Raw genomic sequence first — 21,686 nt, forward strand, 5'->3', positions numbered from 1 at the left:
GCGTTTCCGCATCAGCGACGTTTATTAATTTACCATATACAAACTATTAACGTCAATACTTTTTAATAAAAAGTTCTTCTTCTTACATAACGAATACATTCCTCTGCGTTAGCAACTCTCCGAAACAAACAAAAAATGATTTTATATCTTTCTTCCATCGCCTTTTTTACAACTTCATGAATACGCTCATCTTCAAAATCAAATAAAAGTTCCTCTAACTCTCTCTTTAATATGTATTCCATCTCTTTTCTCTCTTCTTTTGTCAACATCAGCCCAAGCAAATGATCACCTCAATAATTCCTTACGTAACAATAAACGTTCCGCTCATTTTCACTTATTACAATCCTATCATTCATTATATCCACTACTTACGATATTAATCCTTTGTTCTCTTTTTTATATTTCCAGCATATATGTAACTGAAAAGGATTGGACAAAGGGGCGTAATATTATGTTTTTCTTTTTTATTACGAGTAAAAGAACTTTTAAACACATTAGCTTAATAGTGATACTTTCCTTATTTACAGCATGGCTACTCTTTTTAAAAACATATTCACATGAATCTGCTTTTTCAACTGCTACAGGCCCTAAAGTAATTTACAAAGGAGATACCGCTAAAAAGCAAGTTGCATTTACGTTTGATATTAGTTGGGGAGACAAAAAAGCAATTCCAATCCTTGATACTCTTAAAGAAAGAGAAATTAAGAATGCAACCTTCTTCCTTTCTGCTGCATGGGCCGAAAGACACCCCGATATTGTAGAGCGCATCATGAAAGATGGACACGAAATCGGTAGTATGGGTTACAATTACACATCTTATACTTCTCTAGAGACGAATGAAATAAGACGAGACCTTTTACGAGCACAAGATGTTTTTACAAAACTTGGTGTAAAACAAGTCAAACTGTTACGTCCACCTAGTGGCGAATTTAACAAGGCAACCCTTAAAATTGCAGAATCACTTGGATACACCGTCGTGCATTGGAGTAATAATTCAAACGATTGGAAAAACCCAGGTGTAAACCACATCGTTTCCACCGTCTCTAATAATTTGAAAGGTGGAGATATTGTCTTATTACACGCATCCGATTCTGCCCTTCAAACAAATAGAGCTTTACCGCTGCTCCTGCAAAAATTAAAAAGTGATGGATATGAGCAAATATCCGTATCACAACTTATTTCCAACACAAGTACGAAAAGTGAAGATGTGAAATAGCTTCGTCCCTACTACTCTTCACGTATAAAAAGCTCTACTACCTTTCAAGAAGGTGGTAGAGCTTTTTTAATCACACCATTTCCAGTAATATAACTGCCGGTGTATAAAACCTCTCTCTATTAAGCAGGTTTACTCGTTTTTCCGATTAAACGATGTAATACAAGTAATTGATATGCATTACATAACAATAGCGGTATAACCATTAAATATAACCAATCTGTATCATTAATCCGAAGCGCCGGTACCCATTCAAGAATTGTTACAACAACCATAAAGAACAGAGCTGGCACAAATGCTTTTTTATTTGTTTCTTTACTTTTTACATAAGCAACAATTGCTCCAAACACAAATAAAATTCCAGCAACAAGTATGTTATTCCCCAATGAGACTTCCCCATTTGCAATAAGTACAGACCTTAAATACACAAAATCAAATAATACGAATGCAATAAAGAAGAGCTGGACTGCATTCCATAAAGACGATGAGCGAAACATCCCTAGTCCAAAACGATGGATTGTTAAATATGCAAAGAATCCCATTTGACTTATAACGCTAAAAATAAATCCTACACCCATCAACCAGAAAGATACCGCTAAAATCTCCTTAACGTCGAAATTTTGAAAAAATTCATTGTACCTGTCCCACTCCAAAACAAAACCAATAATAACTGTGCTAATCCCACCAAGAAACAACGTCGTTAAAAATAGTCGTACCCACTTGCGGCTATTCACAACACATCCCCCATTATCCTTATATTTCTAATTAAATTGTATCAATGACAATTTCAAAAAGCTAGCCATGTTCATGTATAAATTCCTTAAAGATATTTATATTAAAAAGAGAGAACTGTGCTGAAAGGAGTTCCAACTTATGAAACGGATACTATTCATTTTCGTTTCTTCTTTTCTACTTATCGCACTTGTAGCATGCGCACAAGGAAAAGAAACGAAATCCGAACTAGATTACGATCAAACAAAGAAAATGATTGTTGATATTTTAAAAACAGATCAAGGTAAGAAAGCTATTCAAGATGTATTAACTGATGAAAAAATGAAACAAGCACTCATACTAGATGAAACAGTAGTAAAGAAAACGATTGAAGATGCAATGGTATCCGATAAAGGGCAACAATTCTGGGAAAAGCTCTTTAAAGATCCTGAGTTCTCATCGAAGTTCGCTAAAAGTATGGGGAAAGAACAAACCCAATTAATGAAAACCTTATTAAAAGACCCTGAATACCAAGCAGGCGTTATAGAAATCATGAAAAATCCTGAAGTAGAAAAAATGATGTTACAAACAATGAAGAGTAAAGAATACCGTCAATATCTACAACAAGTACTAACAGAAACTGCTGAAAGTCCACTCTTCCAATCCAAGATGATTGATATCATTAGTAAAGGTGTACAAAAGGCTGAAAAAGGTGGATCTGATAAGAAAGAAGCAGGCGGTGACGGTGGTTCTCAAGGCGAGAAGAAGGAAGAACAGTGAAAATAATAACTATAATAACGAGTGGACAATGTATAAATTGTCCACTCGTTATTACTTTATCTTGCTATTAACAGACAAAATGGCCCTCTAGTTAAGCGAAAAGTTTACTAGTAACAAAACCCTTATTGTTGCCAGTAACAGATGAACTCCACTGATTAAAGTTTCACTTTATTTTTGTGTAACAGCTGTTTTATCAATTACCACTTCGGCTATTTTACTATAAATAATGCCGGTTGTATGTGTATCTTCATATACTGAAGGAGCAAAGTCTTCTTTATTCCAATCAGGTTGTTGCAGCGGAATACGACCAAGAACATTCGTTTGTAGTTCGGTAGCCAACTTATCTCCCCCGCCTCTTCCAAATACATATTCTTTCTCACCAGTTACCTTACTTTCAAAATATGCCATGTTCTCAACAACACCGAGAATACTATGTTCAGTGCGTAATGCCATCGCTCCAGCACGCGCTGCTACAAACGCAGCTGTTGGATGAGGCGTCGTTACAATAATCTCTTTGCAAGATGGCAACATTGAGTGCACATCTAACGCAACATCACCTGTTCCTGGTGGTAAATCTAGTACTAAATAATCTAAATCGCCCCATTCCACTTCTGTGAAGAAGTGGTTTAACATTTTCCCAAGCATAGGTCCTCTCCAAATAACTGGTGCATTATCCTCTACAAAGAAGCCCATTGAGATTACCTTTACACCTAAACGTTCCACCGGAATTATCTTGTCACCTCTTACGATGGGACGTTTTTCTATCCCCATCATGTCTGGCACACTAAAACCGTAAATGTCCGCATCAATAATACCAACTTTTTTTCCTAAACGAGCTAAAGCAACTGCAAGGTTAACGGAAACGGTTGATTTTCCCACGCCACCTTTTCCACTCGCTACTGCTAAGAATGTCGTTTTTGAATTTGGTGACAATAAAGATTCACTTTGCTCTGCTTCTTGTTCTGGTGCAAACTGAGCTAATTCCTCTTCTGTAAATTCTGCAAAACGAAGTCCAACTGTTGCTGCTCCAAGTTCTTTTACTAACTTTACAATTCCAGACTGCAACTGCATTTGTTCCGCTGTACCAGTTTTTACGATTGCAATTTTGACACTCACATGTTCCTTCTCAGGCTTGACTGTTACCTCTTTAATTGCACTTGTTTCTTTTAATGTTTTATGTAAAAACGGATCTACAATCCCTTCTAACGCTTCAACCACTTGTTCTTTCGTTACCATAATTAACCCAGCCCCCTGTATGAAAAATAACGTAATGTTAATTGAATTCATCTTTGTTTATTCTTCAAATTAATGCGTTTACATTTCCAGTATAACATATTTTCCGAAAACTTCGTTAACGAGAGAAACTCAAAAAAATCCTCCTTATTCTGGAGGATTTCCTTTTTCCGTGAAATAACGCAATATACCACGGTATATTGCAGCTGCTACCTTCTGTTGATATTTCTCCGAATTTAACATATACCTTTCGTTCACATTCGATAAAAAGCCGGCTTCAATTAAAGCACCTGGTGTTTTCGCATACTTCAATAAGTATACGTGAGAAATTGTTTTAGCAGAACGATTCGTATTTTCTAAACTCGTTCTCAATTCAGCCTGTATAAATTTAGCAGCACGTTCATTTTCAATTGAAGAGCGATAGTAGAATGTTTGTGCGCCTTTCGATCCACTACTAGTTAAAGCATTTAAATGAATGCTTGCAAAAAAGTCTATATCTGGTTTATTGATGATTTCTACACGTTTTTTTAAATCCTCCGCTTTACGTCTACTATATGACTTTGTATCTTTGTTAGCTAAATCATAATCTCCCTCACGCGTTAAAATAACTAGTGCACCTTGTTCTTGTAAATAGTCTTGTACCTTTTTTGTAATTTCAAGCGTAATATCCTTTTCTATAATATCCTTTCCACCAACAGCCCCTCCATCTGGTCCACCATGCCCAGCATCTAATACGATTACTTTCCCTGATAAGGGTAAATTCCAAGCTCGCCACGATTTTGTGATTTGAAATTCTTGTTTGACTAAAAAAAACAAAACAACCGCAGCGAGTGCAAAAGAGATAATTCGAATTCTCTTCATACCTTTCCTCCTCCAGCTAGTCCCTCTAATTACTTATATGGGACAAGAGGAAAGTTTATGCTTGTCTTAATGAAGCTTTAATCGATATCTTCTTTCACCTTTTTCATACCCTTCTTGCCACCACAATCCTATAAACTGCTGACAAGATTCAAAAAGTAATTCCTCATCTTTCAACTTTATTTCTCGCATAGTCATACTCGTTAAAAATTGAAATAGCGTTTCAGTTAATTGTTGTTCTTCTTCTAAAGCTCTATATTTCACATCAAAAAACGATTCACCATAATAACCAAATTTACTATATCTCGCTCCTAATAAATAAGATTCTATCCCTAATTCAATACAGTAATCTTCATACTGACGATGAAGCTCTTGCATTTGAAAGGCATCACGAATATTTGAGCGCAATGTTTTTAATGATAATTCTCGCAGCATCTTCCGCTCGTATTTTAACTGCTTTTCTTTTTGTTTTTCTTGTAAGCTGACAATGACATTCATAGTACTTATAAACCTCCCTAATACGTATTAGTCTAAACTTCTAAAGAAGAAGCATACGCGAGGCCGTAGCACTAAAATATTCCAAGCTAAAAAAATTGTAAAAGAGGAATGAAACACAAAAAAACCCCAACCAAAATGGTTGGGGTTTGTAGTTCGCAAAAATTAACGTTTTGAGAACTGAGGTGCACGACGTGCGCCTTTAAGACCGTATTTTTTACGCTCTTTCATACGTGCGTCACGAGTTAATAGACCTGCACGTTTTAGTGTTAGACGGTATTCTGGATCAGCTTTTAATAAAGCGCGAGAAATACCGTGACGAATAGCACCAGCTTGACCAGTGTATCCACCACCATTTACGTTTACAAGTACATCGTAGTTACCTAAAGTTTCTGTTGCAACTAGAGGTTGTTTCACTACTTCACGTAATGCAGCAAATGGGATATAGTTTTCAAAATCACGACCGTTAATGATAACGCGTCCTTCGCCTGGAACTAGGCGTACGCGCGCTACTGAACTCTTACGACGTCCAGTGCCATAGTATTGAACCTGTGCCAAAGTAAGCCCTCCTTTAATTAATTATCCGCGAAGTTCGTAAACTTCTGGTTTTTGTGCTTGGTGTGGATGCTCTGCTCCAGCATACACGTTAAGTTTCTTAGAAACTTGACGGCCTAAGCGTCCTTTTGGAAGCATGCCTTTAATTGCAAGCTCTAACATTTGTACAGGGTAGTTTGTACGCATTTCAAGAGCTGTTCTTTGCTTAAGTCCACCTGGGTGGTTAGTGTGACGGTAGTAAATTTTATCGTTTAATTTATTACCTGTTAAATGAATTTTCTCAGCGTTAATAATAATTACATGATCACCCGTGTCAACGTGTGGTGTAAATGTAGGTTTGTTTTTACCACGTAAAATGGATGCTACTTCAGTAGATAGGCGACCTAAAGTTTGACCTTCAGCATCAACCACATACCATTTACGCTCAACTTCGTTAGCTTTTGCCATAAAAGTCGTACGCATGTGTTTCCCTCCTCGTTATCTTTTCCATAGAAAAAATCTATTGTTTATCTTAAACACGATTTCCTTCCGGGGCTAATCGTGGTTTTAGAAACAATACCATATGTTATGATATACTTTTGAGTTTCTAATGTCAAGCAAATGTTACACCAGGATTAGTTGTTATAGTTTACCTCCCATAGGTAAAGCCCATGACCTGGAGCCATCTTTCCAGCAAACTGACGATTTTGTTTCGCTAAAATCTCTGGAATGCTATCAGGATCAAGCTTTCCTTGCCCTACGTTAAGTAACGTACCAACAATAATTCTGACCATATTATATAAAAATCCATTACCTACAAAACGAAAAATTAATTCATCATCTTGCTCAATTAACTCGATTTCATAAATTGTTCGCACTTTATCTTTTTTGTCAGTTTTTGCCGAGCAAAAAGAAGTGAAATCATGCGTTCCAATAAAATAAGGAATTGCTTTTCTTATAGAATTGATTTCGAGCGGATATGGATATTGATATACGTAATTTCTACGGAATACATCCGCAGTCTTTGATAATAATACACGATAACGATATTCTTTTTTCTCAACACCGTAACGTGCATGAAATTCTTCTGTTTTTTTCTCTACTCGCCTAATAACAATATCATCTGGCAACATTGTATTTAAAGCGTTATTCCATTGCCACTCCTCAAGAGACAAAGGAGTATCAAAGTGTATTACTTGCCCTTTTGCATGAACCGTAGAATCTGTTCTACCAGACGCCTGAACACGAACAAGTTCTCCCTTATGCAATTTCTGTAATGCTTTTTCTATCTCCTGTTGAACAGTACGATGCTTCGGCTGAATTTGATAACCACAAAAATGCATACCATCATATGCAACCGTACATTTTATTCTATCCATTTCTCTATTCTCCATTACGATCGCACCCATGCCAAAATACAAGCTAAACAAAATAAGCTTACAATCGTTACTGTATCGCTTGTTTTCCAGCGTAGTTGCCTAAATTTAGTACGTCCTTCACCACTTTGATATCCACGAGCTTCCATCGCAATAGCTAAGTCCTCTGCACGCTTAAAAGCACTGATAAACAGAGGAACGAGCAGTGAGATAATAGCTTTCATTCTATCTTTTATCGGTCCACCAGCGAAATCAATACCACGTGATGCTTGTGCTTTCATTATTTTACTCGTTTCATCCATTAATGTCGGGATAAAACGAAGAGAAATTGACATCATTAATGCGATTTCATGAACAGGAACCTTTATACGCTTCAATGGCTTTAATAACGTCTCCAAACCATCTGTAATTTCAATAGGTGTCGTCGTTAACGTTAATAATGTCGTCATTAAAATAATAACGAAGAACCGTACAGAAATGTATATCCCTTGCTCTAATCCTTTTTCATGTATCGAAAACCAACCAAGCTGGAGTAGTACATCCCCCTCTTTATTTGTAAAAATATGCAGGAAAAATGTAAAAAGAAAAATCCATAAAATTGGTTTTAAGCCCGAAAGTACATAACGAATCGGCACTTTTGCAAAAAATAAAGCAATGAGTGCATATAAAAATAAAAATCCATATGAAATCGCATTATTTGCTAAGAAAACAACAAATACATATAAAAAGACAATCAGCAGCTTCGTACGTGGATCAAGTTGATGAATAAGTGAATTCCCCGGGATATATCTCCCAATAATCAACTGCTGCATGATTCATGACCACCTTTTCGTAACACCTGCACAACTTCATGAGTAAGATCCTCTAAAGATAAGGTAGCCTTTGGAATTGAAATACCAAACTTCTCTTCAATTGCACGTTTATACTTTAATGACATAGGAAGATCCACACCAATTTTCTCTAGTTCATCAGCATGTGAAAATACTTCCTCTGCACTTCCTTGCAAAAAGACCGTTCCTTTATGCATAACTACAATTTGTTCCGCATACTGAGCAGCATCTTCCATATTATGCGTTACAAGGATAACTGTAAGCCCTTTCTCCTTATGCAACTTATAAAACATCTGCATAAGTTCGTTCTGCCCTTTTGGATCTAGACCTGCTGTAGGTTCATCTAATACAAGCACTTCAGGTTCCATTGCCAGTACACCCGCTATAGCAACACGTCTCATTTGTCCACCACTTAATTCGAACGGAGAACATGTTAACAGTTCCGGTTCTAGCCCTACAAGTTCTATTGCCTCTCTAGCCTTTTGCTTCGCTTCGTCTCCAGATACCCCGAAATTAGTAGGTCCGAAGCAAATATCTTTCTCCACAGTTTCTTCAAACAACTGATGTTCCGGGAATTGAAAGACAACCCCTACTTTTTTACGTAGTGGCTTTAGCTTTTTTTCTTTCTTTCCTGCCGAAATCAAATGTTCACCAATTTGAACTGTACCATTTGTCGGCTGCAATAAACCATTTAAATGTTGAATCATCGTCGACTTACCTGAACCAGTATGACCGATAATGGCATAATAGCCCCCACTTGGAAACGACACGTCTACATCATAAAGTGCGCGTCTTTCAAATGGAGTTTTATATTGATAACGATGTTCTACTTTTTGGAATGTAATCTCCAAAGTTCGTTCACCAAGCTTTCCATTGTAAGATGCGTATTTTGCAAAAGAATTTCATTTCTTTTTAATAATTCTGCTATTTTCACCGAAAACGGTACATCTAAGCCAATTTCTTGGAGCATATGAGAGGACTTGAAAATTTTCTCTGGAGTCCCTTCCTCTAATATTTCTCCCTTATTTAAAATAATGACACGATCTGACTGCGCCGCTTCTTCTAAATCGTGCGTAATTGATAACACGGTAATACCTTTTTGATTAACAAGTTGTCTAACCGTTTCTACTACTTCACGTCTTCCTTGAGGATCTAACATTGACGTTGCTTCATCTAATATTAAAATAGATGGCTGAAGTGCTAAAACGCCCGCTATTGCCACTCGCTGTTTTTGCCCACCAGATAAGGAATGAGGCTCATCATTAAGAAAATCTTCCATACGGACAAGTCGTAAGGCCTGTTCTAATCTTTCAATCATTTGTTCTCTTGGCATTCCGATATTCTCTAAACCAAATACAACATCATCTTGCACTGTTGTTCCAACAAATTGATTATCTGGATTTTGAAATACCATTCCAATTTGTTTTCGAACATCCCATACCGTTTCCTCTGATAAAACCATTGAATCATTTACTGTAATAGTCCCTGCTTCCGGCAAAAACAAACCATTCAATAATTTTGCAAGTGTAGACTTTCCTGAACCGTTTTGTCCAATAATAGATACCCATTCTCCCTCATATAAGGAAAATGAAACATCTTTTAATGCATACGTGGCTGCCCCAGGATATTGAAATGATATATTTCCTATCCGAAGTTTCTCTTTTTTCAATAGAAGGCACCCTTTCCTTCGCCAAGCTCGCCTATTTTTATATTTAAAAAAAAGGGCCATGACCAGTTTCTTGAAAAGAACTGTCCTGCCCTTTTAATTATCATTATACTAACTCGATAATTACCATTGGTGCTGCGTCTCCGCGACGTGGACCAATTTTTGCAATACGAGTGTATCCGCCTTGGCGCTCAGCATAGCGTGGAGCTACATCAGCGAATAATTTTTGAAGTGCATCTTGACCAGTCTCAGCGTTAGCTACTTCATTGCGAATGAAAGCTGCTGCTTGACGACGAGCATGAAGATCTCCGCGTTTACCTAAAGTGATCATTTTTTCCACTACAGAACGAAGTTCTTTTGCACGAGTTTCTGTCGTTTGGATGCGCTCGTTGATAATTAAATCAGTAGCTAAGTCACGTAACATAGCTTTACGTTGCGCACTTGTACGGCCTAATTTTCTGTATGCCATTCGTAGTTCCCTCCTTTGTTCATGGGTTTAAATCCTCAGTCGTCTTTACGTAAACCTAAACCTAATTCCTCAAGTTTATGTTTAACTTCTTCTAAGGATTTACGTCCTAAGTTACGAACTTTCATCATATCTTCTTCTGTTTTGTTCGCAAGCTCTTGTACAGTATTAATTCCTGCACGTTTTAGGCAATTATAAGAACGAACAGAAAGGTCTAGTTCTTCGATAGTCATCTCAAGAACTTTCTCTTTTTGATCTTCTTCCTTCTCGACCATAATCTCAGCATTTTGTGCTTCATCAGTTAAACCAACAAAGATATTTAAATGCTCAGTTAAGATTTTGGCACCTAAAGAGATAGCTTCTTTTGGCCCGATGCTTCCATCCGTCCATACATCAAGCGTAAGCTTATCATAATTAGCCACTTGTCCGACACGTGTCTTTTCCACTTGGTAAGTCACACGTGATACTGGAGTATAAATAGAATCAATAGGAATTACTCCTATTGGTTGATCTTCGCTTTTATTTGCATCAGCTGGCGTATACCCACGGCCACGCTTTGCAGTTAAACGCACGCGGAAATGCGCATCTTTTGCTAACGTTGCAATGTGTAAATCTGGATTTAAGATTTCTACATCACTATCGTGAGTAATATCAGCAGCTGTGACAATACCTTCGCCCTGCACATCAATTTCCAACGTCTTCTCTTCTTCAGAGTAGATTTTAAGAGCTAACTTTTTCAAGTTTAAGATGATCGTCGTAACGTCTTCTACTACGCCCTCAACTGTTGAAAATTCATGTAATACGCCATCGATTTGGATAGCAGTAACAGCGGCACCAGGGAGTGAGGATAAAAGAATACGACGTAAGGAGTTACCCAAAGTAGTACCATATCCACGCTCAAGCGGTTCAATTACGAATTTACCATATTTAGCATCTTCGTTAAGTTCAACCGTTTCGATTTTCGGCTTTTCGATTTCAATCATTAACTAAACCCTCCTTCAAAACGTCGAAACCCCGGTTAAACAAAGGTATAACCCCTGTCTAACCGAAAGTCCCCCTTAGGCAGTTCCCGATTGTGCACAACAAGCGATGTTTCTGTACGAAATTTCTCGATAATGCATCATATCCATTATAGACAAAAGGGAAAATTCTATACAGAAAAATTACACACGACGACGTTTTGGCGGACGACATCCATTATGAGGAACTGGAGTAACATCTCTAATTGCTGTTACTTCTAGACCTGCAGCTTGAAGAGCACGAATTGCAGCTTCACGACCAGCACCAGGACCTTTAACAGTAACCTCTAAAGTTTTTAAACCGTGCTCCATTGCAACTTTAGCAGCAGCTTCAGCAGCCATTTGCGCAGCGAATGGAGTAGATTTACGAGATCCACGGAAACCAAGTGCACCAGCACTAGACCAAGAAAGTGCGTTACCGTGAGTATCTGTAAGTGTTACGATTGTGTTGTTGAAAGTAGAACGAATATGAGCTATACCAGCTTCGATATTCTTTTTCACACGTTTTTTACGAGTGTTTGTTTTACGTGCCATTGTTAGTTCAACCTCCTTTACTTATTATTTCTTTTTATTTGCTACTGTACGACGTGGACCTTTACGTGTACGAGCATTGTTTTTAGAATTTTGACCACGAACTGGTAAACCACGACGGTGACGAAGACCACGGTAAGAACCGATCTCCATTAGACGTTTAATGTTAAGAGATACTTCACGACGAAGGTCTCCCTCAACTTTAATACGATCGATAACATCACGGATACGTCCTAATTCGTCTTCCGTTAAATCACGAACTCGTGTTTCTGAAGAAATACCAGCTTCAGTAAGAATTTTTTCAGCAGTTGTGCGACCAATGCCGAATACGTAAGTTAAAGAAATAACAACGCGTTTGTCTCGAGGAATATCTACACCTGCGATACGTGCCATTCTGAATGCACCTCCTTCTGATTAACCTTGTTTTTGTTTATGTTTAGGGTTTTCACAAATAACCATTACTTTTCCACGTCTACGAATAACTTTACATTTTTCGCAGATTGGTTTAACTGACGGTCTTACTTTCATGTCTCGAACCTCCTTAAAGATTACGGAGTGCTATATTATTTAAAACGGTACGTAATACGACCACGATTTAAATCGTACGGAGATAATTCTACCGTAACTTTGTCTCCTGGTAAAATACGAATGAAGTTCATACGGATTTTACCAGAAACGTGAGCCAATACGACATGCCCATTCTCTAATTCTACTTTGAACATAGCATTTGGCAACGTTTCAAGAACGGTACCTTCGACTTCAATTACATCATCTTTAGCCATTCAATAGTTCTCCCTTCTTCAAATCAGTAACATTTTACACTGCTCTGAAATCCCGGAGAGCCAGCTACTTATAAAGTGGTAAGGATTTCGTATCCTGCTTCTGTAAGAGCAATCGTGTGCTCAAAATGGGCACACCATTTACCATCTACCGTTACCACTGTCCAGTCATCAGATAGTGTTTTTACATATCGTCTTCCTTGATTCACCATCGGCTCAACACAGATGACCATTCCCGGCTTTAATCTAGGGCCTCTATTTGGTGGACCATAGTGCGGGATTTGAGGGTCCTCATGTAAGTCTTGCCCGATTCCGTGACCAACATACTCCCTAACGATCGAGAATCCATTCTCTTCAGCATGGGTTTGAACCGCATGTGAGATATTTGATAATCTCTCGCCTGGTTTTACTTGTTCTAGACCAAGATACAACGATTTTTCTGTGACATCAAGTAGCTTTTGAACAGATTCAGAAATGTTTCCAACTGGATACGTCCATGCAGAATCTCCATGGTACCCATTGTATTTCGCACCAATATCGATACTGATGATATCGCCCTCTTTGAGCTTGCGCTTTCCTGGAATTCCGTGTACAAGCTCTTCATTTACAGAAGCACATATGCTCCCCGGAAATCCGTTGTATCCTTTAAAAGATGGCGTAGCACCATATTTTTGAATCGTCTTTTCCGCTATTTGATCGAGCTCTTTCGTTGTAATTCCTGGAGTAATGTGCTGTTTCAACTCTTGATGAGTTAAAGCAACGATTCTGCCAGCTTCTCGCATGATTTCTATCTCGCGAGGAGTTTTGCAGATGATCATTACGCTAAGCCTCCGATGAGAACATCGATATCAGCAAATACTTTATTGATATCTTGCTCACCATTAATGCTTTTTAAGTAACCAAGCTCGTCGTAGAAATCAAGCAAAGGTTTTGTTTGCTTAATATTTACATCTAAACGATTTGCTACAGTTTCTTCATTGTCATCAGAACGTTGGTATAATTCGCCACCACATTTATCGCACACATCAGCTTTTGCTGGTGGATTGAATTCTAAGTGGTAAGTCGCACCGCACTCTTTACAAATGCGACGGCCTGTAAGGCGTTTTAATAACAACCCTGAATCCACATTAATGTTTAAAACATAGTCGATTTTTTTGCCAAGATCTTTCATAATCTCTTCAAGAGCTGATGCTTGTGCAACAGTTCGTGGGAAACCGTCTAGTAAGAAACCTCTTACGCAGTCTTCTTGACTTAAACGTTCACGAACAATTCCGATTGTAACTTCATCTGGAACAAGTGCACCTTTATCAATAAAAGATTTTGCTTGTAGACCCATTTCAGTTTCAGCCTTCATAGCTGCACGGAACATATCTCCTGTTGAAATGTGAGGGATGTTATACTTGGCTACAATCTGTTCGGCTTGTGTACCTTTACCAGCACCAGGAAGCCCCATTAAAATTAAGTTCATCCTTGTTCCCCCTCAGTACATGAGCATGTAGGGAAGATAGTTCTTCCCACTTACTCACTGCTTGATAAACCCTTTGTAATGGCGTTTTACCAGTTGGCTTTCTAGCTGCTTCATTGTTTCTAAAGCAACGCCGACAACGATTAACATACTCGTTCCACCAATCTGTGCAGATGGAGGAAGATTTCCCAATTTCGTAAAAATAACTGGTAAGATTGCAATCGCTGCTAGGAAAATTGATCCTACAAAGGTCAAACGATACAAGATTTTTGTTAGATATTGTTCTGTATTCTTACCCGGACGAATACCTGGAACATATCCACCTTGCTTGTTTAGATTCTCTGACATTTGCTCTGGATTAACCTGAACAAATGCATAGAAATATGTGAAGGCTACAATGAGCGCAACATATATGATCATTCCCACTGGGTGAGAATAGTTAAAGTTTGCAATAATCCACTGCGATACATCATGTTTCGGGAAGAACTGTGCAATAGTTGGAGGCGTAATTAAGAATGAAACAGCAAAAATGACTGGAATAACACCCGCACTATTTACCTTAAGCGGTAAATGTGTGTTTTGTGCTCCAGCATGATTCCCATTCCCTCCTGTTACACGCTTCGCGTATTGAATTGGGATCTTTCTAACAGCTTGTTGAATGAAAATAACACCAACAATAACTGCTAGCACAGCTAGTAAAATCAATGCAACTTTAACGATACTCATGAACAATTGATCTCCGATATTTTGAAACTGTTGTTGATACACTTGAGATATAACACTTGGGATCGCTGCAGCAATACCGCCAAAGATAAGGATGGAAATACCATTACCTACACCTTTAGCTGTAATCTGTTCGCCTAACCACATTAAAAATGCAGTACCAGCAGTCAGTACCGTAGCAATGTATAAATAAGTGCTCCAACCAGGATTCAAAATTAATTGCCCACCTACCATACCGTTAAAACCGATTGACATACCAAACCCCTGAATAAACGCAAGAACAATTGTAAAGTAACGCGTGAATTGCGTTAGTTTACGACGGCCCATTTCACCTTGCTTCGACCATTCCGAAAATTTAGGAACAACATCCATCTGCAATAATTGCACGATGATGGATGCTGTAATATACGGCATGATTCCCATCGCGAAGATGGAGAAGTTTTTCAAGGCGCCACCGCCAAATGTATTTAGGATGCCTAAAGCATTTAATTGGTCTTGTGCTTTCAGTACGTCTCCATTTGTAAATGGCACTGGGATAAACGTGCCAATCCTGAATACGATTAACATCGCTAAAGTGAATAATATTTTACGTCTTATCTCAGCAACGCGCATAAAGTTGGAGATTGTACGAAACATTAGATCACCTCAACTGATCCGCCAGCTGCTTCAATTGCTTCTTTAGCACTTGAAGAGAACTTGTGCGCTTTAACAGTTAGTTTTTTCTCTACTGCTCCGCTTGCAAGAATTTTAACACCGTCGTTTAACTTGCTGATAACGCCAGTTTCCAGCAATAATTCAGGTGTTACTTCTGTACCATCTTCAAAACGATTTAACGTTGATAAGTTTACAATAGTAAACTCTTTACGGTTAATGTTTGTGAAGCCGCGTTTTGGTAAACGACGGAATAATGGAGTTTGACCACCTTCGAAGCCAAGACGAACACCGCCACCAGAACGTGCGTTTTGTCCTTTATGACCTTTACCAGCAGTTTTACCGTTACCAGAACCGATACCACGACCGACACGGTTACGTACTTTACGAGAACCTTCTGCAGGTTTTAATTCATGAAGTTTCATTCCCAGGCACCTCCTTATATTAATGAGTTATCCTTAAGCTTCTTTTACAGTTAAAAGGTGAGAAACTTTGTTGATCATACCAAGAATAGCAGGAGTTTCTTCCTTAACTACAGTTGAATTCAACTTTTTAAGACCTAAAGCTTCTACCGTCGCACGTTGATCTTGTGGACGACCAATTACACTACGAGTGAGGGTAATTTCTAACTTTTTCGCCATTTGTTTTCCCTCCTTAACCTAGTAGCTCTTCTACAGATTTACCGCGTAATTTTGCAACATCTTCAGCGCGCTTAAGTTCGCTTAATCCGTTCACAGTAGCGCGAATCATGTTGATTGGTGTGTTAGAACCAAGAGATTTCGAAAGAATATCTTGTACACCAGCTAATTCAAGAACCGCACGAACAGGTCCACCAGCAATAACACCAGTACCCTCAGCAGCAGGTTTTAAGAATACTTCACCAGCTCCAAAGTGACCGTTGATTGTGTGTGGAATTGTTGTACCAACTAATGGTACAGCGATTAAATTTTTCTTAGCGTCTTCGATAGCTTTGCGAATTGCGTCTGGTACCTCTTGTGCTTTACCAGTACCGAATCCAACATGACCGTTTTTATCGCCAACTACAACTAGTGCAGCAAAGCGGAAACGACGACCACCCTTAACAACTTTCGCGACACGATTTATCGTAACTACACGTTCTTCAAGTTCTAATTTACTTGGGTCAATGCGATGCATCAATTTTCCCTCCTTTGACCATTAAAATTGTAATCCAGCCTCACGAGCAGCTTCAGCTAGAGCTTTAACACGGCCATGGTATAAGTAACCACCGCGATCGAATACTACTTCTTTAACGCCTTTCTCTACAGCACGCTTAGCAACTGATTCTCCAACTTTCGTAGCAGCTTCAGTATTGCTAGTACCGTTAAGAGCAAGGTCTTTATCAAGAGTAGATGCACTTACTAACGTTACACCATTCACATCATCAATAACTTGAGCGTAAATATGTTGGTTAGAACGGAACACGTTTAAACGTGGACGCTCTGCAGTACCAGTAAGTTTAGCACGTACACGTGCATGTCTTTTCTTACGAGTCGCATTTTTATCAGCTTTAGTGATCATTTTCTTGTCACTCCTTTCTCTCACCTAACGGGTTTACTTAGCAGTTTTACCTTCTTTACGACGAACAACTTCGCCTTCGTAACGAATACCTTTACCTTTGTAAGGCTCAGGAGCACGTACAGCACGGATGTTAGCAGCAAATTCGCCAACACGTTGCTTGTCGATACCTTTAATTACGATTTTAGTTGGTGCAGGTACTTCAACTTCAAGACCTGCTTCCGGAGTCATTTCTACTGGATGAGAATAACCTACGCTTAAAACAAGTTTATCTCCTTGTTTTTGAGCACGGTAACCAACACCGACTAATTCAAGTCCGCGTGCGAAACCTGCAGTTACACCTTCAACCATGTTTCCGATTAAAGCACGAGTTGTACCGTGTAATGCACGGTGTTCCTTCTGTTCAGATGGACGCTCAACTGTTAGTGTATTTTCTTCAATTTTGATAGACATATCAGCATTGAATTTACGAGTTAATTCACCTTTAGGGCCTTTTACTGTTACAGTATTGTCTTCTGCAATTGTAATAGTAACACCTGCAGGGATTTCAAGAATCTTTTTACCAATACGAGACATGTGGTCACACCTCCGTTCGTTTTAAATATATATTACCAAACGTATGCTACTACTTCTCCACCAGTTTGTAATTGACGAGCGTCTTTGTCTGTCATTACTCCCTTAGATGTAGAAACAAGAGCGATACCTAATCCGTTAAGTACACGTGGTACTTCGTCAGCTTTAGCGTAAACGCGTAAGCCAGGTTTACTGATACGTTTTAATCCAGTGATTACACGTTCATTGTTTGCACCATATTTCAGGAAAATACGAAGGATACCTTGTTTGTTATCCTCGATGTATTCTACATCACGAATGAAACCTTCACGTTTTAAAAGTTCAGCGATCTCTTTTTTGATTTTAGAAGCAGGAACCTCTAATTTCTCATGACGTACCATGTTCGCATTACGGATGCGAGTAAGCATGTCTGCAATTGGATCTGTCATCACCATGTGTTTTACCTCCTTCCCATTTGTGGGTTTTACCAACTAGCTTTTTTAACACCAGGAATTTGACCTTTATATGCAAGTTCACGGAAACAAATACGGCAAAGTTTAAATTTGCGGTATACAGAATGCGGACGACCGCAGCGTTCGCAACGTGTATACTCTTGTACTTTAAACTTAGGAGTACGCTTTTGTTTCGCTATCATAGATTTTTTAGCCACGTTTTCGCCTCCTCTACTTAGCGTTGGCTTCCATTATTTTTGGAATGGCATACCGAATTGTGTTAAAAGTTCACGAGCTTCTTCATCAGTTTTCGCTGTAGTAACGATTACGATGTCCATACCGCGTACTTTGCTTACTTTATCATAATCAATCTCAGGGAAGATAAGTTGCTCTTTAACACCTAATGTGTAGTTCCCACGACCATCGAATGATTTCTTAGAAACACCACGGAAATCACGTACACGTGGTAAAGAAACCGATACTAATTTGTCGAAGAACTCATACATTTGCTCGCCGCGTAAAGTTACTTTCGCACCGATTGGCATACCTTCACGAAGACGGAAACCAGCGATTGATTTTTTAGCACGAGTTACAACAGGTTTTTGACCTGCGATTTGTGTTAATTCTTCTACTGCATTGTCTAAAGCTTTTGAGTTAGATACCGCGTCACCAACACCAGTGTTGATTACGATCTTTTCGATTTTCGGTACTTCCATCACAGATTTATAGTTAAACTTGCTCACTAGAGCAGGAGTAATTTCCTTTTGGAACTTCTCTTTAAGGCGATTCAATGAAGTGACCTCCTTTCTTAAGAAAATTATTTATCTAATAATTCACCAGATTTTTTTGCAATACGAACTTTTTTACCATCTTCTACTTTGAAGCCTACGCGAGTAGGTTCACCTGTTTTCGGATCTAAAATCATAACGTTAGAAACGTGAATAGGTGCTTCTTTAGTAATAATTCCACCTTGTGGATTTAATTGAGATGGCTTAGAGTGTTTTTTAACGATGTTAACACCCTCAACGATAACACGGTTTTGCTTTGGGAAAGCCACAAGGATAACGCCTTGTTTTCCTTTGTCTTTACCAGTGATTACCTGTACTTTATCACCTTTTTTTACATGCATCTTAATTCTGCACCTCCTTAGCAAGGCAATACCTTAAATTATAGAACTTCTGGAGCTAAAGAAACGATCTTCATGAAGTTGCTATCACGTAATTCACGAGCTACTGGTCCGAAGATACGAGTACCACGTGGGCTCTTATCGTCTTTAATGATAACCGCTGCGTTTTCATCAAATTTGATGTAAGAACCGTCCGGACGACGAGCTCCGCTCTTCGTACGTACTACTACTGCTTTAACAACGTCACCTTTTTTAACAACGCCACCTGGTGTTGCTTGTTTTACCGTAGCAACGATAATGTCACCAATGTTAGCATATTTACGACCAGAGCCGCCTAATACTTTAATTGTTAAAAGTTCACGTGCACCAGAGTTGTCAGCAACTTTCAAACGAGATTCTTGTTGGATCATGTTATGAAACCTCCCTTCGGACTAAAAATTCCGATTCGTCTATTTAGATAATAACCGCTTCTTCAACGATTTCAACTAAACGGAAACGCTTAGTAGCAGAAAGCGGGCGAGTTTCCATGATTTTAACGATATCGCCAAGTTTCGCTTGGTTTTGCTCATCATGGGCTTTGTACTTCTTAGAATACTTAACACGTTTTCCGTACAAGGAATGAGTTTTGTAAGTTTCAACTAAAACTGTAATCGTTTTGTCCATTTTGTCAGACACTACACGACCAGTATAAACTTTGCGTTGGTTACGTTCGCTCACTATGCAAACCTCCCCTCAATTTATCGATTAATTCCGATCTCTCTTTCACGAACTACAGTTTTCATACGAGCAATTGCTTTACGCACTTCACGAATGCGAGTTGGATTCTCTAATTGTCCTGTAGCAAGTTGGAAGCGAAGATTAAACAACTCTTCCTTTAAAGCTTTAACTTTTGTTTCGATTTCGGCAGTGGTTAATTCACGAATATCATTAGTTTTCATTAGATTCACCACCATTTTCTTCACGTTTTACGAATTTACATTTCACAGGTAACTTGTGAGCTGCAAGACGTAATGCTTCGCGTGCTACCTCTTCAGATACACCCGCGATTTCGAACATAATTTTCCCAGGTTTTACTACTGCTACCCAGCCTTCTGGTGCCCCTTTACCGGAACCCATACGTACTTCTAGAGGTTTTGCAGTGTAAGGTTTAGAAGGGAAAATTTTAATCCATACTTTACCGCCACGTTTCATGTAACGAGTCATTGCACGACGAGCAGCTTCGATTTGACGGTTTGTAATCCATGAAGCAGCTTGTGCTTGTAAACCGAATTCACCGAAAGCAATTTCAGTTCCACCTTTAGCACGACCACGCATTTTACCACGATGCTCTCTACGATATTTTACGCGTTTTGGCATTAACATATTATTTTCCTCCTTCCTCAGAAGCTTTCTTTTTTGTAGGAAGGACTTCTCCACGGTAGATCCATACTTTTACGCCTAATTTACCGTATGTTGTATCAGCTTCAACTGCTGCATAGTCAATATCAGCGCGAAGTGTATGAAGTGGAACAGTTCCTTCACTGTAAGATTCTGCACGAGCGATATCAGCTCCGCCAAGACGACCAGAAACCTGTGTTTTAATACCTTTAGCACCTGCACGCATAGCACGTTGAATAACTTGCTTTTGTGCACGACGGAATGATACACGGTTTTCTAATTGACGAGCGATGTTTTCGCCTACTAATTTAGCGTTAAGATCAGCTCTCTTAACTTCTAAAATGTTGATGTGTACACGCTTGCCTGTTAATTGGTTAAGAGCTTTACGAAGTGCTTCAACTTCAGTACCACCTTTACCAATTACCATACCAGGTTTTGCAGTGTGAATTGTAACATTTACACGATTTGCTGCACGTTCGATTTCTACTTTAGCAACAGCAGAATCTTTTAAGCGTACATTAATGTACTCACGGATTTTGATGTCTTCATGTAATAATGTAGCGTAATCTTTCTCAGCGAACCAACGAGATTCCCAGTCACGGATAACACCGACACGAAGACCAATTGGATTAACCTTTTGACCCATCGATTATCCCTCCTTCTTTTCTGATACCACAACTGTGATGTGGCTTGTGCGTTTGTTAATTTGGCTTGCACGACCCATTGCACGTGGACGGAAACGTTTCAACGTTGGACCTTCGTCAACGAAGACTTTTTCAACAACTAGGTTGTTAATATCCATCTCATAATTGTGCTCTGCATTTGCGATTGCAGATTTTAAAACTTTTTCTACAACTGGAGAAGCAGTTTTTGGTGTGTGGTTAAGGATAGCAATCGCTTCACCCACTTGCTTACCTCGGATTAAGTCTACTACTAAACGAACTTTACGAGGAGCAATACGAACTGTTCTCGCTACTGCTTTAGCTTGCATTGAAGTGCCTCCTCTCATTATCTTCTAGTTTTCTTATCGTCAGCAAGGTGACCTTTATACGTACGAGTTGGTGCGAATTCACCTAACTTATGGCCAACCATATCCTCAGTGATGTACACAGGTACGTGTTTACGACCATCATATACAGCGATTGTGTGTCCGATGAACTGAGGGAAGATTGTTGAACGGCGAGACCAAGTTTTAACAACTTGTTTTTGCTCAGATGCAACTAATTTTTCCATTTTGCTCATTAAGTGATCATCGACAAATGGTCCTTTTTTTAAGCTACGAGCCATTTTGGTGCCTCCCTTCGTGATTGGCG

38 protein-coding genes are annotated in these 21,686 nt (G+C 38.8%); 2 read left to right on the forward strand and 36 right to left on the reverse strand.

The features are described 5' to 3' along the window. Window positions 1-62: 62 nt before the first annotated feature. Window positions 63-281, reverse strand: a complete 219-nt coding sequence (locus DN403_RS17710) for a hypothetical protein (RefSeq protein WP_000901146.1) — start codon at window positions 279-281, stop codon at window positions 63-65. A 170-nt stretch (window positions 282-451) separates the two neighbouring features. Between DN403_RS17710 and pdaB the strand changes: the two genes are divergently transcribed. After that, a complete protein-coding gene (gene pdaB, locus DN403_RS17715) occupies window positions 452-1,216 on the forward strand; it encodes a polysaccharide deacetylase family sporulation protein PdaB (protein ID WP_000464716.1) in 765 nt (254 codons plus the stop codon). Between the two features lie 119 nt (window positions 1,217-1,335). Here the strand turns inward: pdaB and kbaA are convergent, their stop codons facing one another. Next, window positions 1,336-1,947 (reverse strand): KinB signaling pathway activation protein KbaA, encoded by a 612-nt coding sequence (gene kbaA / locus DN403_RS17720; RefSeq protein WP_001088533.1) that lies wholly within the window; start codon window positions 1,945-1,947, stop codon window positions 1,336-1,338. A 139-nt stretch (window positions 1,948-2,086) separates the two neighbouring features. Here kbaA and gerD point away from each other — a divergent pair, with 139 nt between their 5' ends. Beyond that, entirely contained in the window at window positions 2,087-2,704 is a 618-nt protein-coding gene (gene gerD / locus DN403_RS17725; protein ID WP_000821601.1) for a spore germination lipoprotein GerD, read from the forward strand. Between the two features lie 168 nt (window positions 2,705-2,872). Here gerD and DN403_RS17730 read toward each other — a convergent pair whose 3' ends face one another. The 34 genes from DN403_RS17730 to rpsS all read right to left on the reverse strand — a co-directional run bounded on the left by DN403_RS17730 (window position 2,873) and on the right by rpsS (window position 21,660). Beyond that, window positions 2,873-3,940 (reverse strand): Mrp/NBP35 family ATP-binding protein, encoded by a 1,068-nt coding sequence (locus DN403_RS17730; protein WP_000256626.1) that lies wholly within the window; start codon window positions 3,938-3,940, stop codon window positions 2,873-2,875. 144 nt (window positions 3,941-4,084) lie between these two features. Beyond that, window positions 4,085-4,798, reverse strand: coding sequence for an N-acetylmuramoyl-L-alanine amidase CwlD (gene cwlD, locus DN403_RS17735; protein WP_000822437.1), 714 nt, complete (start codon window positions 4,796-4,798; stop codon window positions 4,085-4,087). A 66-nt stretch (window positions 4,799-4,864) separates the two neighbouring features. After that, a complete protein-coding gene (locus tag DN403_RS17740) occupies window positions 4,865-5,293 on the reverse strand; it encodes a DUF2521 family protein (protein ID WP_001101005.1) in 429 nt (142 codons plus the stop codon). A gap of 162 nt (window positions 5,294-5,455) precedes the next feature. Beyond that, window positions 5,456-5,848: a 30S ribosomal protein S9 gene (gene rpsI / locus DN403_RS17745; RefSeq protein ID WP_000079986.1), complete on the reverse strand. Its 393-nt coding sequence runs from the start codon at window positions 5,846-5,848 to the stop codon at window positions 5,456-5,458. Between the two features lie 21 nt (window positions 5,849-5,869). Next, window positions 5,870-6,307 carry a 50S ribosomal protein L13 gene (gene rplM, locus DN403_RS17750; RefSeq protein WP_001260795.1) on the reverse strand — a complete coding sequence of 146 codons (438 nt, stop codon included), beginning with the start codon at window positions 6,305-6,307 and terminating at the stop codon, window positions 5,870-5,872. A gap of 152 nt (window positions 6,308-6,459) precedes the next feature. Beyond that, entirely contained in the window at window positions 6,460-7,203 is a 744-nt protein-coding gene (truA, locus tag DN403_RS17755) for a tRNA pseudouridine(38-40) synthase TruA (RefSeq protein ID WP_002084072.1), read from the reverse strand. Between the two features lie 14 nt (window positions 7,204-7,217). Further along, window positions 7,218-8,012 (reverse strand): energy-coupling factor transporter transmembrane component T family protein, encoded by a 795-nt coding sequence (locus DN403_RS17760; protein ID WP_001186530.1) that lies wholly within the window; start codon window positions 8,010-8,012, stop codon window positions 7,218-7,220. Continuing rightward, on the reverse strand, window positions 8,000-8,881 hold the full coding sequence (locus DN403_RS17765) for an energy-coupling factor ABC transporter ATP-binding protein (RefSeq protein WP_000406528.1): 882 nt from the start codon (window positions 8,879-8,881) through the stop codon (window positions 8,000-8,002). The genes DN403_RS17760 and DN403_RS17765 overlap by 13 nt, the downstream gene beginning before the upstream one ends. Beyond that, entirely contained in the window at window positions 8,857-9,699 is an 843-nt protein-coding gene (locus tag DN403_RS17770; RefSeq protein WP_000711763.1) for an energy-coupling factor ABC transporter ATP-binding protein, read from the reverse strand. The genes DN403_RS17765 and DN403_RS17770 overlap by 25 nt, the downstream gene beginning before the upstream one ends. Window positions 9,700-9,802: 103 nt before the next feature. Further along, window positions 9,803-10,165: a 50S ribosomal protein L17 gene (gene rplQ, locus DN403_RS17775; protein WP_000331490.1), complete on the reverse strand. Its 363-nt coding sequence runs from the start codon at window positions 10,163-10,165 to the stop codon at window positions 9,803-9,805. 35 nt (window positions 10,166-10,200) lie between these two features. Continuing rightward, window positions 10,201-11,145: a DNA-directed RNA polymerase subunit alpha gene (locus tag DN403_RS17780; RefSeq protein ID WP_000569643.1), complete on the reverse strand. Its 945-nt coding sequence runs from the start codon at window positions 11,143-11,145 to the stop codon at window positions 10,201-10,203. 180 nt (window positions 11,146-11,325) lie between these two features. After that, a complete protein-coding gene (gene rpsK / locus DN403_RS17785; protein ID WP_000101797.1) occupies window positions 11,326-11,715 on the reverse strand; it encodes a 30S ribosomal protein S11 in 390 nt (129 codons plus the stop codon). 24 nt (window positions 11,716-11,739) lie between these two features. Further along, window positions 11,740-12,105, reverse strand: coding sequence for a 30S ribosomal protein S13 (gene rpsM / locus DN403_RS17790; RefSeq protein WP_000090792.1), 366 nt, complete (start codon window positions 12,103-12,105; stop codon window positions 11,740-11,742). Window positions 12,106-12,126: 21 nt separating this feature from the next. Further along, window positions 12,127-12,240, reverse strand: a complete 114-nt coding sequence (rpmJ, locus tag DN403_RS17795) for a 50S ribosomal protein L36 (RefSeq protein WP_000868344.1) — start codon at window positions 12,238-12,240, stop codon at window positions 12,127-12,129. 35 nt (window positions 12,241-12,275) lie between these two features. Further along, window positions 12,276-12,494, reverse strand: coding sequence for a translation initiation factor IF-1 (gene infA, locus DN403_RS17800; protein WP_001029884.1), 219 nt, complete (start codon window positions 12,492-12,494; stop codon window positions 12,276-12,278). A 68-nt stretch (window positions 12,495-12,562) separates the two neighbouring features. After that, window positions 12,563-13,309, reverse strand: coding sequence for a type I methionyl aminopeptidase (map, locus tag DN403_RS17805; RefSeq protein ID WP_000582539.1), 747 nt, complete (start codon window positions 13,307-13,309; stop codon window positions 12,563-12,565). Further along, window positions 13,309-13,959, reverse strand: a complete 651-nt coding sequence (locus DN403_RS17810) for an adenylate kinase (protein WP_001048995.1) — start codon at window positions 13,957-13,959, stop codon at window positions 13,309-13,311. Before DN403_RS17810 ends, map begins: the two co-directional genes overlap by 1 nt. Before the next feature lie 54 nt (window positions 13,960-14,013). Next, window positions 14,014-15,315, reverse strand: coding sequence for a preprotein translocase subunit SecY (gene secY / locus DN403_RS17815; RefSeq protein WP_000490118.1), 1,302 nt, complete (start codon window positions 15,313-15,315; stop codon window positions 14,014-14,016). Next, on the reverse strand, window positions 15,315-15,755 hold the full coding sequence (rplO, locus tag DN403_RS17820; protein ID WP_000766083.1) for a 50S ribosomal protein L15: 441 nt from the start codon (window positions 15,753-15,755) through the stop codon (window positions 15,315-15,317). The genes secY and rplO overlap by 1 nt, the downstream gene beginning before the upstream one ends. Window positions 15,756-15,788: 33 nt before the next feature. Continuing rightward, a complete protein-coding gene (rpmD, locus tag DN403_RS17825; protein ID WP_001085233.1) occupies window positions 15,789-15,971 on the reverse strand; it encodes a 50S ribosomal protein L30 in 183 nt (60 codons plus the stop codon). Window positions 15,972-15,984: 13 nt separating this feature from the next. Further along, window positions 15,985-16,485, reverse strand: coding sequence for a 30S ribosomal protein S5 (gene rpsE / locus DN403_RS17830; protein WP_000554646.1), 501 nt, complete (start codon window positions 16,483-16,485; stop codon window positions 15,985-15,987). A gap of 21 nt (window positions 16,486-16,506) precedes the next feature. Then, window positions 16,507-16,869, reverse strand: a complete 363-nt coding sequence (rplR, locus tag DN403_RS17835; RefSeq protein WP_000628818.1) for a 50S ribosomal protein L18 — start codon at window positions 16,867-16,869, stop codon at window positions 16,507-16,509. Between the two features lie 33 nt (window positions 16,870-16,902). Further along, window positions 16,903-17,442 (reverse strand): 50S ribosomal protein L6, encoded by a 540-nt coding sequence (gene rplF / locus DN403_RS17840; RefSeq protein ID WP_000086551.1) that lies wholly within the window; start codon window positions 17,440-17,442, stop codon window positions 16,903-16,905. A gap of 32 nt (window positions 17,443-17,474) precedes the next feature. Further along, window positions 17,475-17,873: a 30S ribosomal protein S8 gene (gene rpsH / locus DN403_RS17845; protein WP_000245511.1), complete on the reverse strand. Its 399-nt coding sequence runs from the start codon at window positions 17,871-17,873 to the stop codon at window positions 17,475-17,477. A gap of 29 nt (window positions 17,874-17,902) precedes the next feature. After that, window positions 17,903-18,088 carry a 30S ribosomal protein S14 gene (gene rpsN / locus DN403_RS17850; RefSeq protein ID WP_001085700.1) on the reverse strand — a complete coding sequence of 62 codons (186 nt, stop codon included), beginning with the start codon at window positions 18,086-18,088 and terminating at the stop codon, window positions 17,903-17,905. Between the two features lie 33 nt (window positions 18,089-18,121). Next, on the reverse strand, window positions 18,122-18,661 hold the full coding sequence (gene rplE / locus DN403_RS17855) for a 50S ribosomal protein L5 (RefSeq protein ID WP_001080829.1): 540 nt from the start codon (window positions 18,659-18,661) through the stop codon (window positions 18,122-18,124). A gap of 26 nt (window positions 18,662-18,687) precedes the next feature. Beyond that, window positions 18,688-18,999, reverse strand: coding sequence for a 50S ribosomal protein L24 (gene rplX, locus DN403_RS17860; protein WP_000558200.1), 312 nt, complete (start codon window positions 18,997-18,999; stop codon window positions 18,688-18,690). Window positions 19,000-19,037: 38 nt separating this feature from the next. Next, window positions 19,038-19,406 carry a 50S ribosomal protein L14 gene (gene rplN / locus DN403_RS17865; RefSeq protein ID WP_000615912.1) on the reverse strand — a complete coding sequence of 123 codons (369 nt, stop codon included), beginning with the start codon at window positions 19,404-19,406 and terminating at the stop codon, window positions 19,038-19,040. 43 nt (window positions 19,407-19,449) lie between these two features. Continuing rightward, entirely contained in the window at window positions 19,450-19,713 is a 264-nt protein-coding gene (gene rpsQ / locus DN403_RS17870) for a 30S ribosomal protein S17 (protein WP_000004106.1), read from the reverse strand. A gap of 20 nt (window positions 19,714-19,733) precedes the next feature. Then, on the reverse strand, window positions 19,734-19,934 hold the full coding sequence (gene rpmC, locus DN403_RS17875; RefSeq protein WP_000855718.1) for a 50S ribosomal protein L29: 201 nt from the start codon (window positions 19,932-19,934) through the stop codon (window positions 19,734-19,736). After that, the gene (rplP, locus tag DN403_RS17880; protein WP_000928969.1) at window positions 19,924-20,358 is read right to left on the reverse strand and encodes a 50S ribosomal protein L16; all 435 of its coding nucleotides are present in this window, start codon (window positions 20,356-20,358) and stop codon (window positions 19,924-19,926) included. Before rplP ends, rpmC begins: the two co-directional genes overlap by 11 nt. A gap of 1 nt (window position 20,359) precedes the next feature. Further along, entirely contained in the window at window positions 20,360-21,019 is a 660-nt protein-coding gene (gene rpsC, locus DN403_RS17885) for a 30S ribosomal protein S3 (protein ID WP_000529956.1), read from the reverse strand. A 3-nt stretch (window positions 21,020-21,022) separates the two neighbouring features. Next, entirely contained in the window at window positions 21,023-21,364 is a 342-nt protein-coding gene (gene rplV / locus DN403_RS17890) for a 50S ribosomal protein L22 (protein WP_001148024.1), read from the reverse strand. 17 nt (window positions 21,365-21,381) lie between these two features. Continuing rightward, window positions 21,382-21,660, reverse strand: a complete 279-nt coding sequence (gene rpsS / locus DN403_RS17895; RefSeq protein WP_000124454.1) for a 30S ribosomal protein S19 — start codon at window positions 21,658-21,660, stop codon at window positions 21,382-21,384. Window positions 21,661-21,686: the final 26 nt, after the last annotated feature.

This window comes from Bacillus sp. AY2-1 (assembly GCF_008368965.1).
GTDB classification, from domain to species: Bacteria; Bacillota; Bacilli; order Bacillales; family Bacillaceae_G; genus Bacillus_A; species Bacillus_A thuringiensis_S.

Excerpts from the sequence above, each read along its gene's own strand:
- pdaB (WP_000464716.1), top strand. The coding sequence starts at position 452 with ATGTTTTTCTTTTTTATTACGAGTAAAAGAACTTTTAAACACATTAGC.
- gerD (WP_000821601.1), top strand. The coding sequence starts at position 2,087 with ATGAAACGGATACTATTCATTTTCGTTTCTTCTTTTCTACTTATCGCA.
- DN403_RS17730 (WP_000256626.1), bottom strand. The coding sequence starts at position 3,940 with ATGGTAACGAAAGAACAAGTGGTTGAAGCGTTAGAAGGGATTGTAGAT.
- cwlD (WP_000822437.1), bottom strand. The coding sequence starts at position 4,798 with ATGAAGAGAATTCGAATTATCTCTTTTGCACTCGCTGCGGTTGTTTTG.
- DN403_RS17740 (WP_001101005.1), bottom strand. The coding sequence starts at position 5,293 with ATGAATGTCATTGTCAGCTTACAAGAAAAACAAAAAGAAAAGCAGTTA.
- rplM (WP_001260795.1), bottom strand. The coding sequence starts at position 6,307 with ATGCGTACGACTTTTATGGCAAAAGCTAACGAAGTTGAGCGTAAATGG.
- truA (WP_002084072.1), bottom strand. The coding sequence starts at position 7,203 with ATGGATAGAATAAAATGTACGGTTGCATATGATGGTATGCATTTTTGT.
- DN403_RS17760 (WP_001186530.1), bottom strand. The coding sequence starts at position 8,012 with ATGCAGCAGTTGATTATTGGGAGATATATCCCGGGGAATTCACTTATT.
- rplQ (WP_000331490.1), bottom strand. The coding sequence starts at position 10,165 with ATGGCATACAGAAAATTAGGCCGTACAAGTGCGCAACGTAAAGCTATG.
- DN403_RS17780 (WP_000569643.1), bottom strand. The coding sequence starts at position 11,145 with ATGATTGAAATCGAAAAGCCGAAAATCGAAACGGTTGAACTTAACGAA.
- rpsK (WP_000101797.1), bottom strand. The coding sequence starts at position 11,715 with ATGGCACGTAAAACAAACACTCGTAAAAAACGTGTGAAAAAGAATATC.
- rpsM (WP_000090792.1), bottom strand. The coding sequence starts at position 12,105 with ATGGCACGTATCGCAGGTGTAGATATTCCTCGAGACAAACGCGTTGTT.
- rpmJ (WP_000868344.1), bottom strand. The coding sequence starts at position 12,240 with ATGAAAGTAAGACCGTCAGTTAAACCAATCTGCGAAAAATGTAAAGTT.
- infA (WP_001029884.1), bottom strand. The coding sequence starts at position 12,494 with ATGGCTAAAGATGATGTAATTGAAGTCGAAGGTACCGTTCTTGAAACG.
- map (WP_000582539.1), bottom strand. The coding sequence starts at position 13,309 with ATGATCATCTGCAAAACTCCTCGCGAGATAGAAATCATGCGAGAAGCT.
- DN403_RS17810 (WP_001048995.1), bottom strand. The coding sequence starts at position 13,959 with ATGAACTTAATTTTAATGGGGCTTCCTGGTGCTGGTAAAGGTACACAA.
- secY (WP_000490118.1), bottom strand. The coding sequence starts at position 15,315 with ATGTTTCGTACAATCTCCAACTTTATGCGCGTTGCTGAGATAAGACGT.
- rplO (WP_000766083.1), bottom strand. The coding sequence starts at position 15,755 with ATGAAACTTCATGAATTAAAACCTGCAGAAGGTTCTCGTAAAGTACGT.
- rpmD (WP_001085233.1), bottom strand. The coding sequence starts at position 15,971 with ATGGCGAAAAAGTTAGAAATTACCCTCACTCGTAGTGTAATTGGTCGT.
- rpsE (WP_000554646.1), bottom strand. The coding sequence starts at position 16,485 with ATGCATCGCATTGACCCAAGTAAATTAGAACTTGAAGAACGTGTAGTT.
- rplR (WP_000628818.1), bottom strand. The coding sequence starts at position 16,869 with ATGATCACTAAAGCTGATAAAAATGCGACTCGTAAGAAAAGACATGCA.
- rplF (WP_000086551.1), bottom strand. The coding sequence starts at position 17,442 with ATGTCTCGTATTGGTAAAAAGATTCTTGAAATCCCTGCAGGTGTTACT.
- rpsH (WP_000245511.1), bottom strand. The coding sequence starts at position 17,873 with ATGGTGATGACAGATCCAATTGCAGACATGCTTACTCGCATCCGTAAT.
- rplX (WP_000558200.1), bottom strand. The coding sequence starts at position 18,999 with ATGCATGTAAAAAAAGGTGATAAAGTACAGGTAATCACTGGTAAAGAC.
- rplN (WP_000615912.1), bottom strand. The coding sequence starts at position 19,406 with ATGATCCAACAAGAATCTCGTTTGAAAGTTGCTGACAACTCTGGTGCA.
- rpmC (WP_000855718.1), bottom strand. The coding sequence starts at position 19,934 with ATGAAAACTAATGATATTCGTGAATTAACCACTGCCGAAATCGAAACA.
- rplP (WP_000928969.1), bottom strand. The coding sequence starts at position 20,358 with ATGTTAATGCCAAAACGCGTAAAATATCGTAGAGAGCATCGTGGTAAA.
- rpsC (WP_000529956.1), bottom strand. The coding sequence starts at position 21,019 with ATGGGTCAAAAGGTTAATCCAATTGGTCTTCGTGTCGGTGTTATCCGT.
- rplV (WP_001148024.1), bottom strand. The coding sequence starts at position 21,364 with ATGCAAGCTAAAGCAGTAGCGAGAACAGTTCGTATTGCTCCTCGTAAA.
- rpsS (WP_000124454.1), bottom strand. The coding sequence starts at position 21,660 with ATGGCTCGTAGCTTAAAAAAAGGACCATTTGTCGATGATCACTTAATG.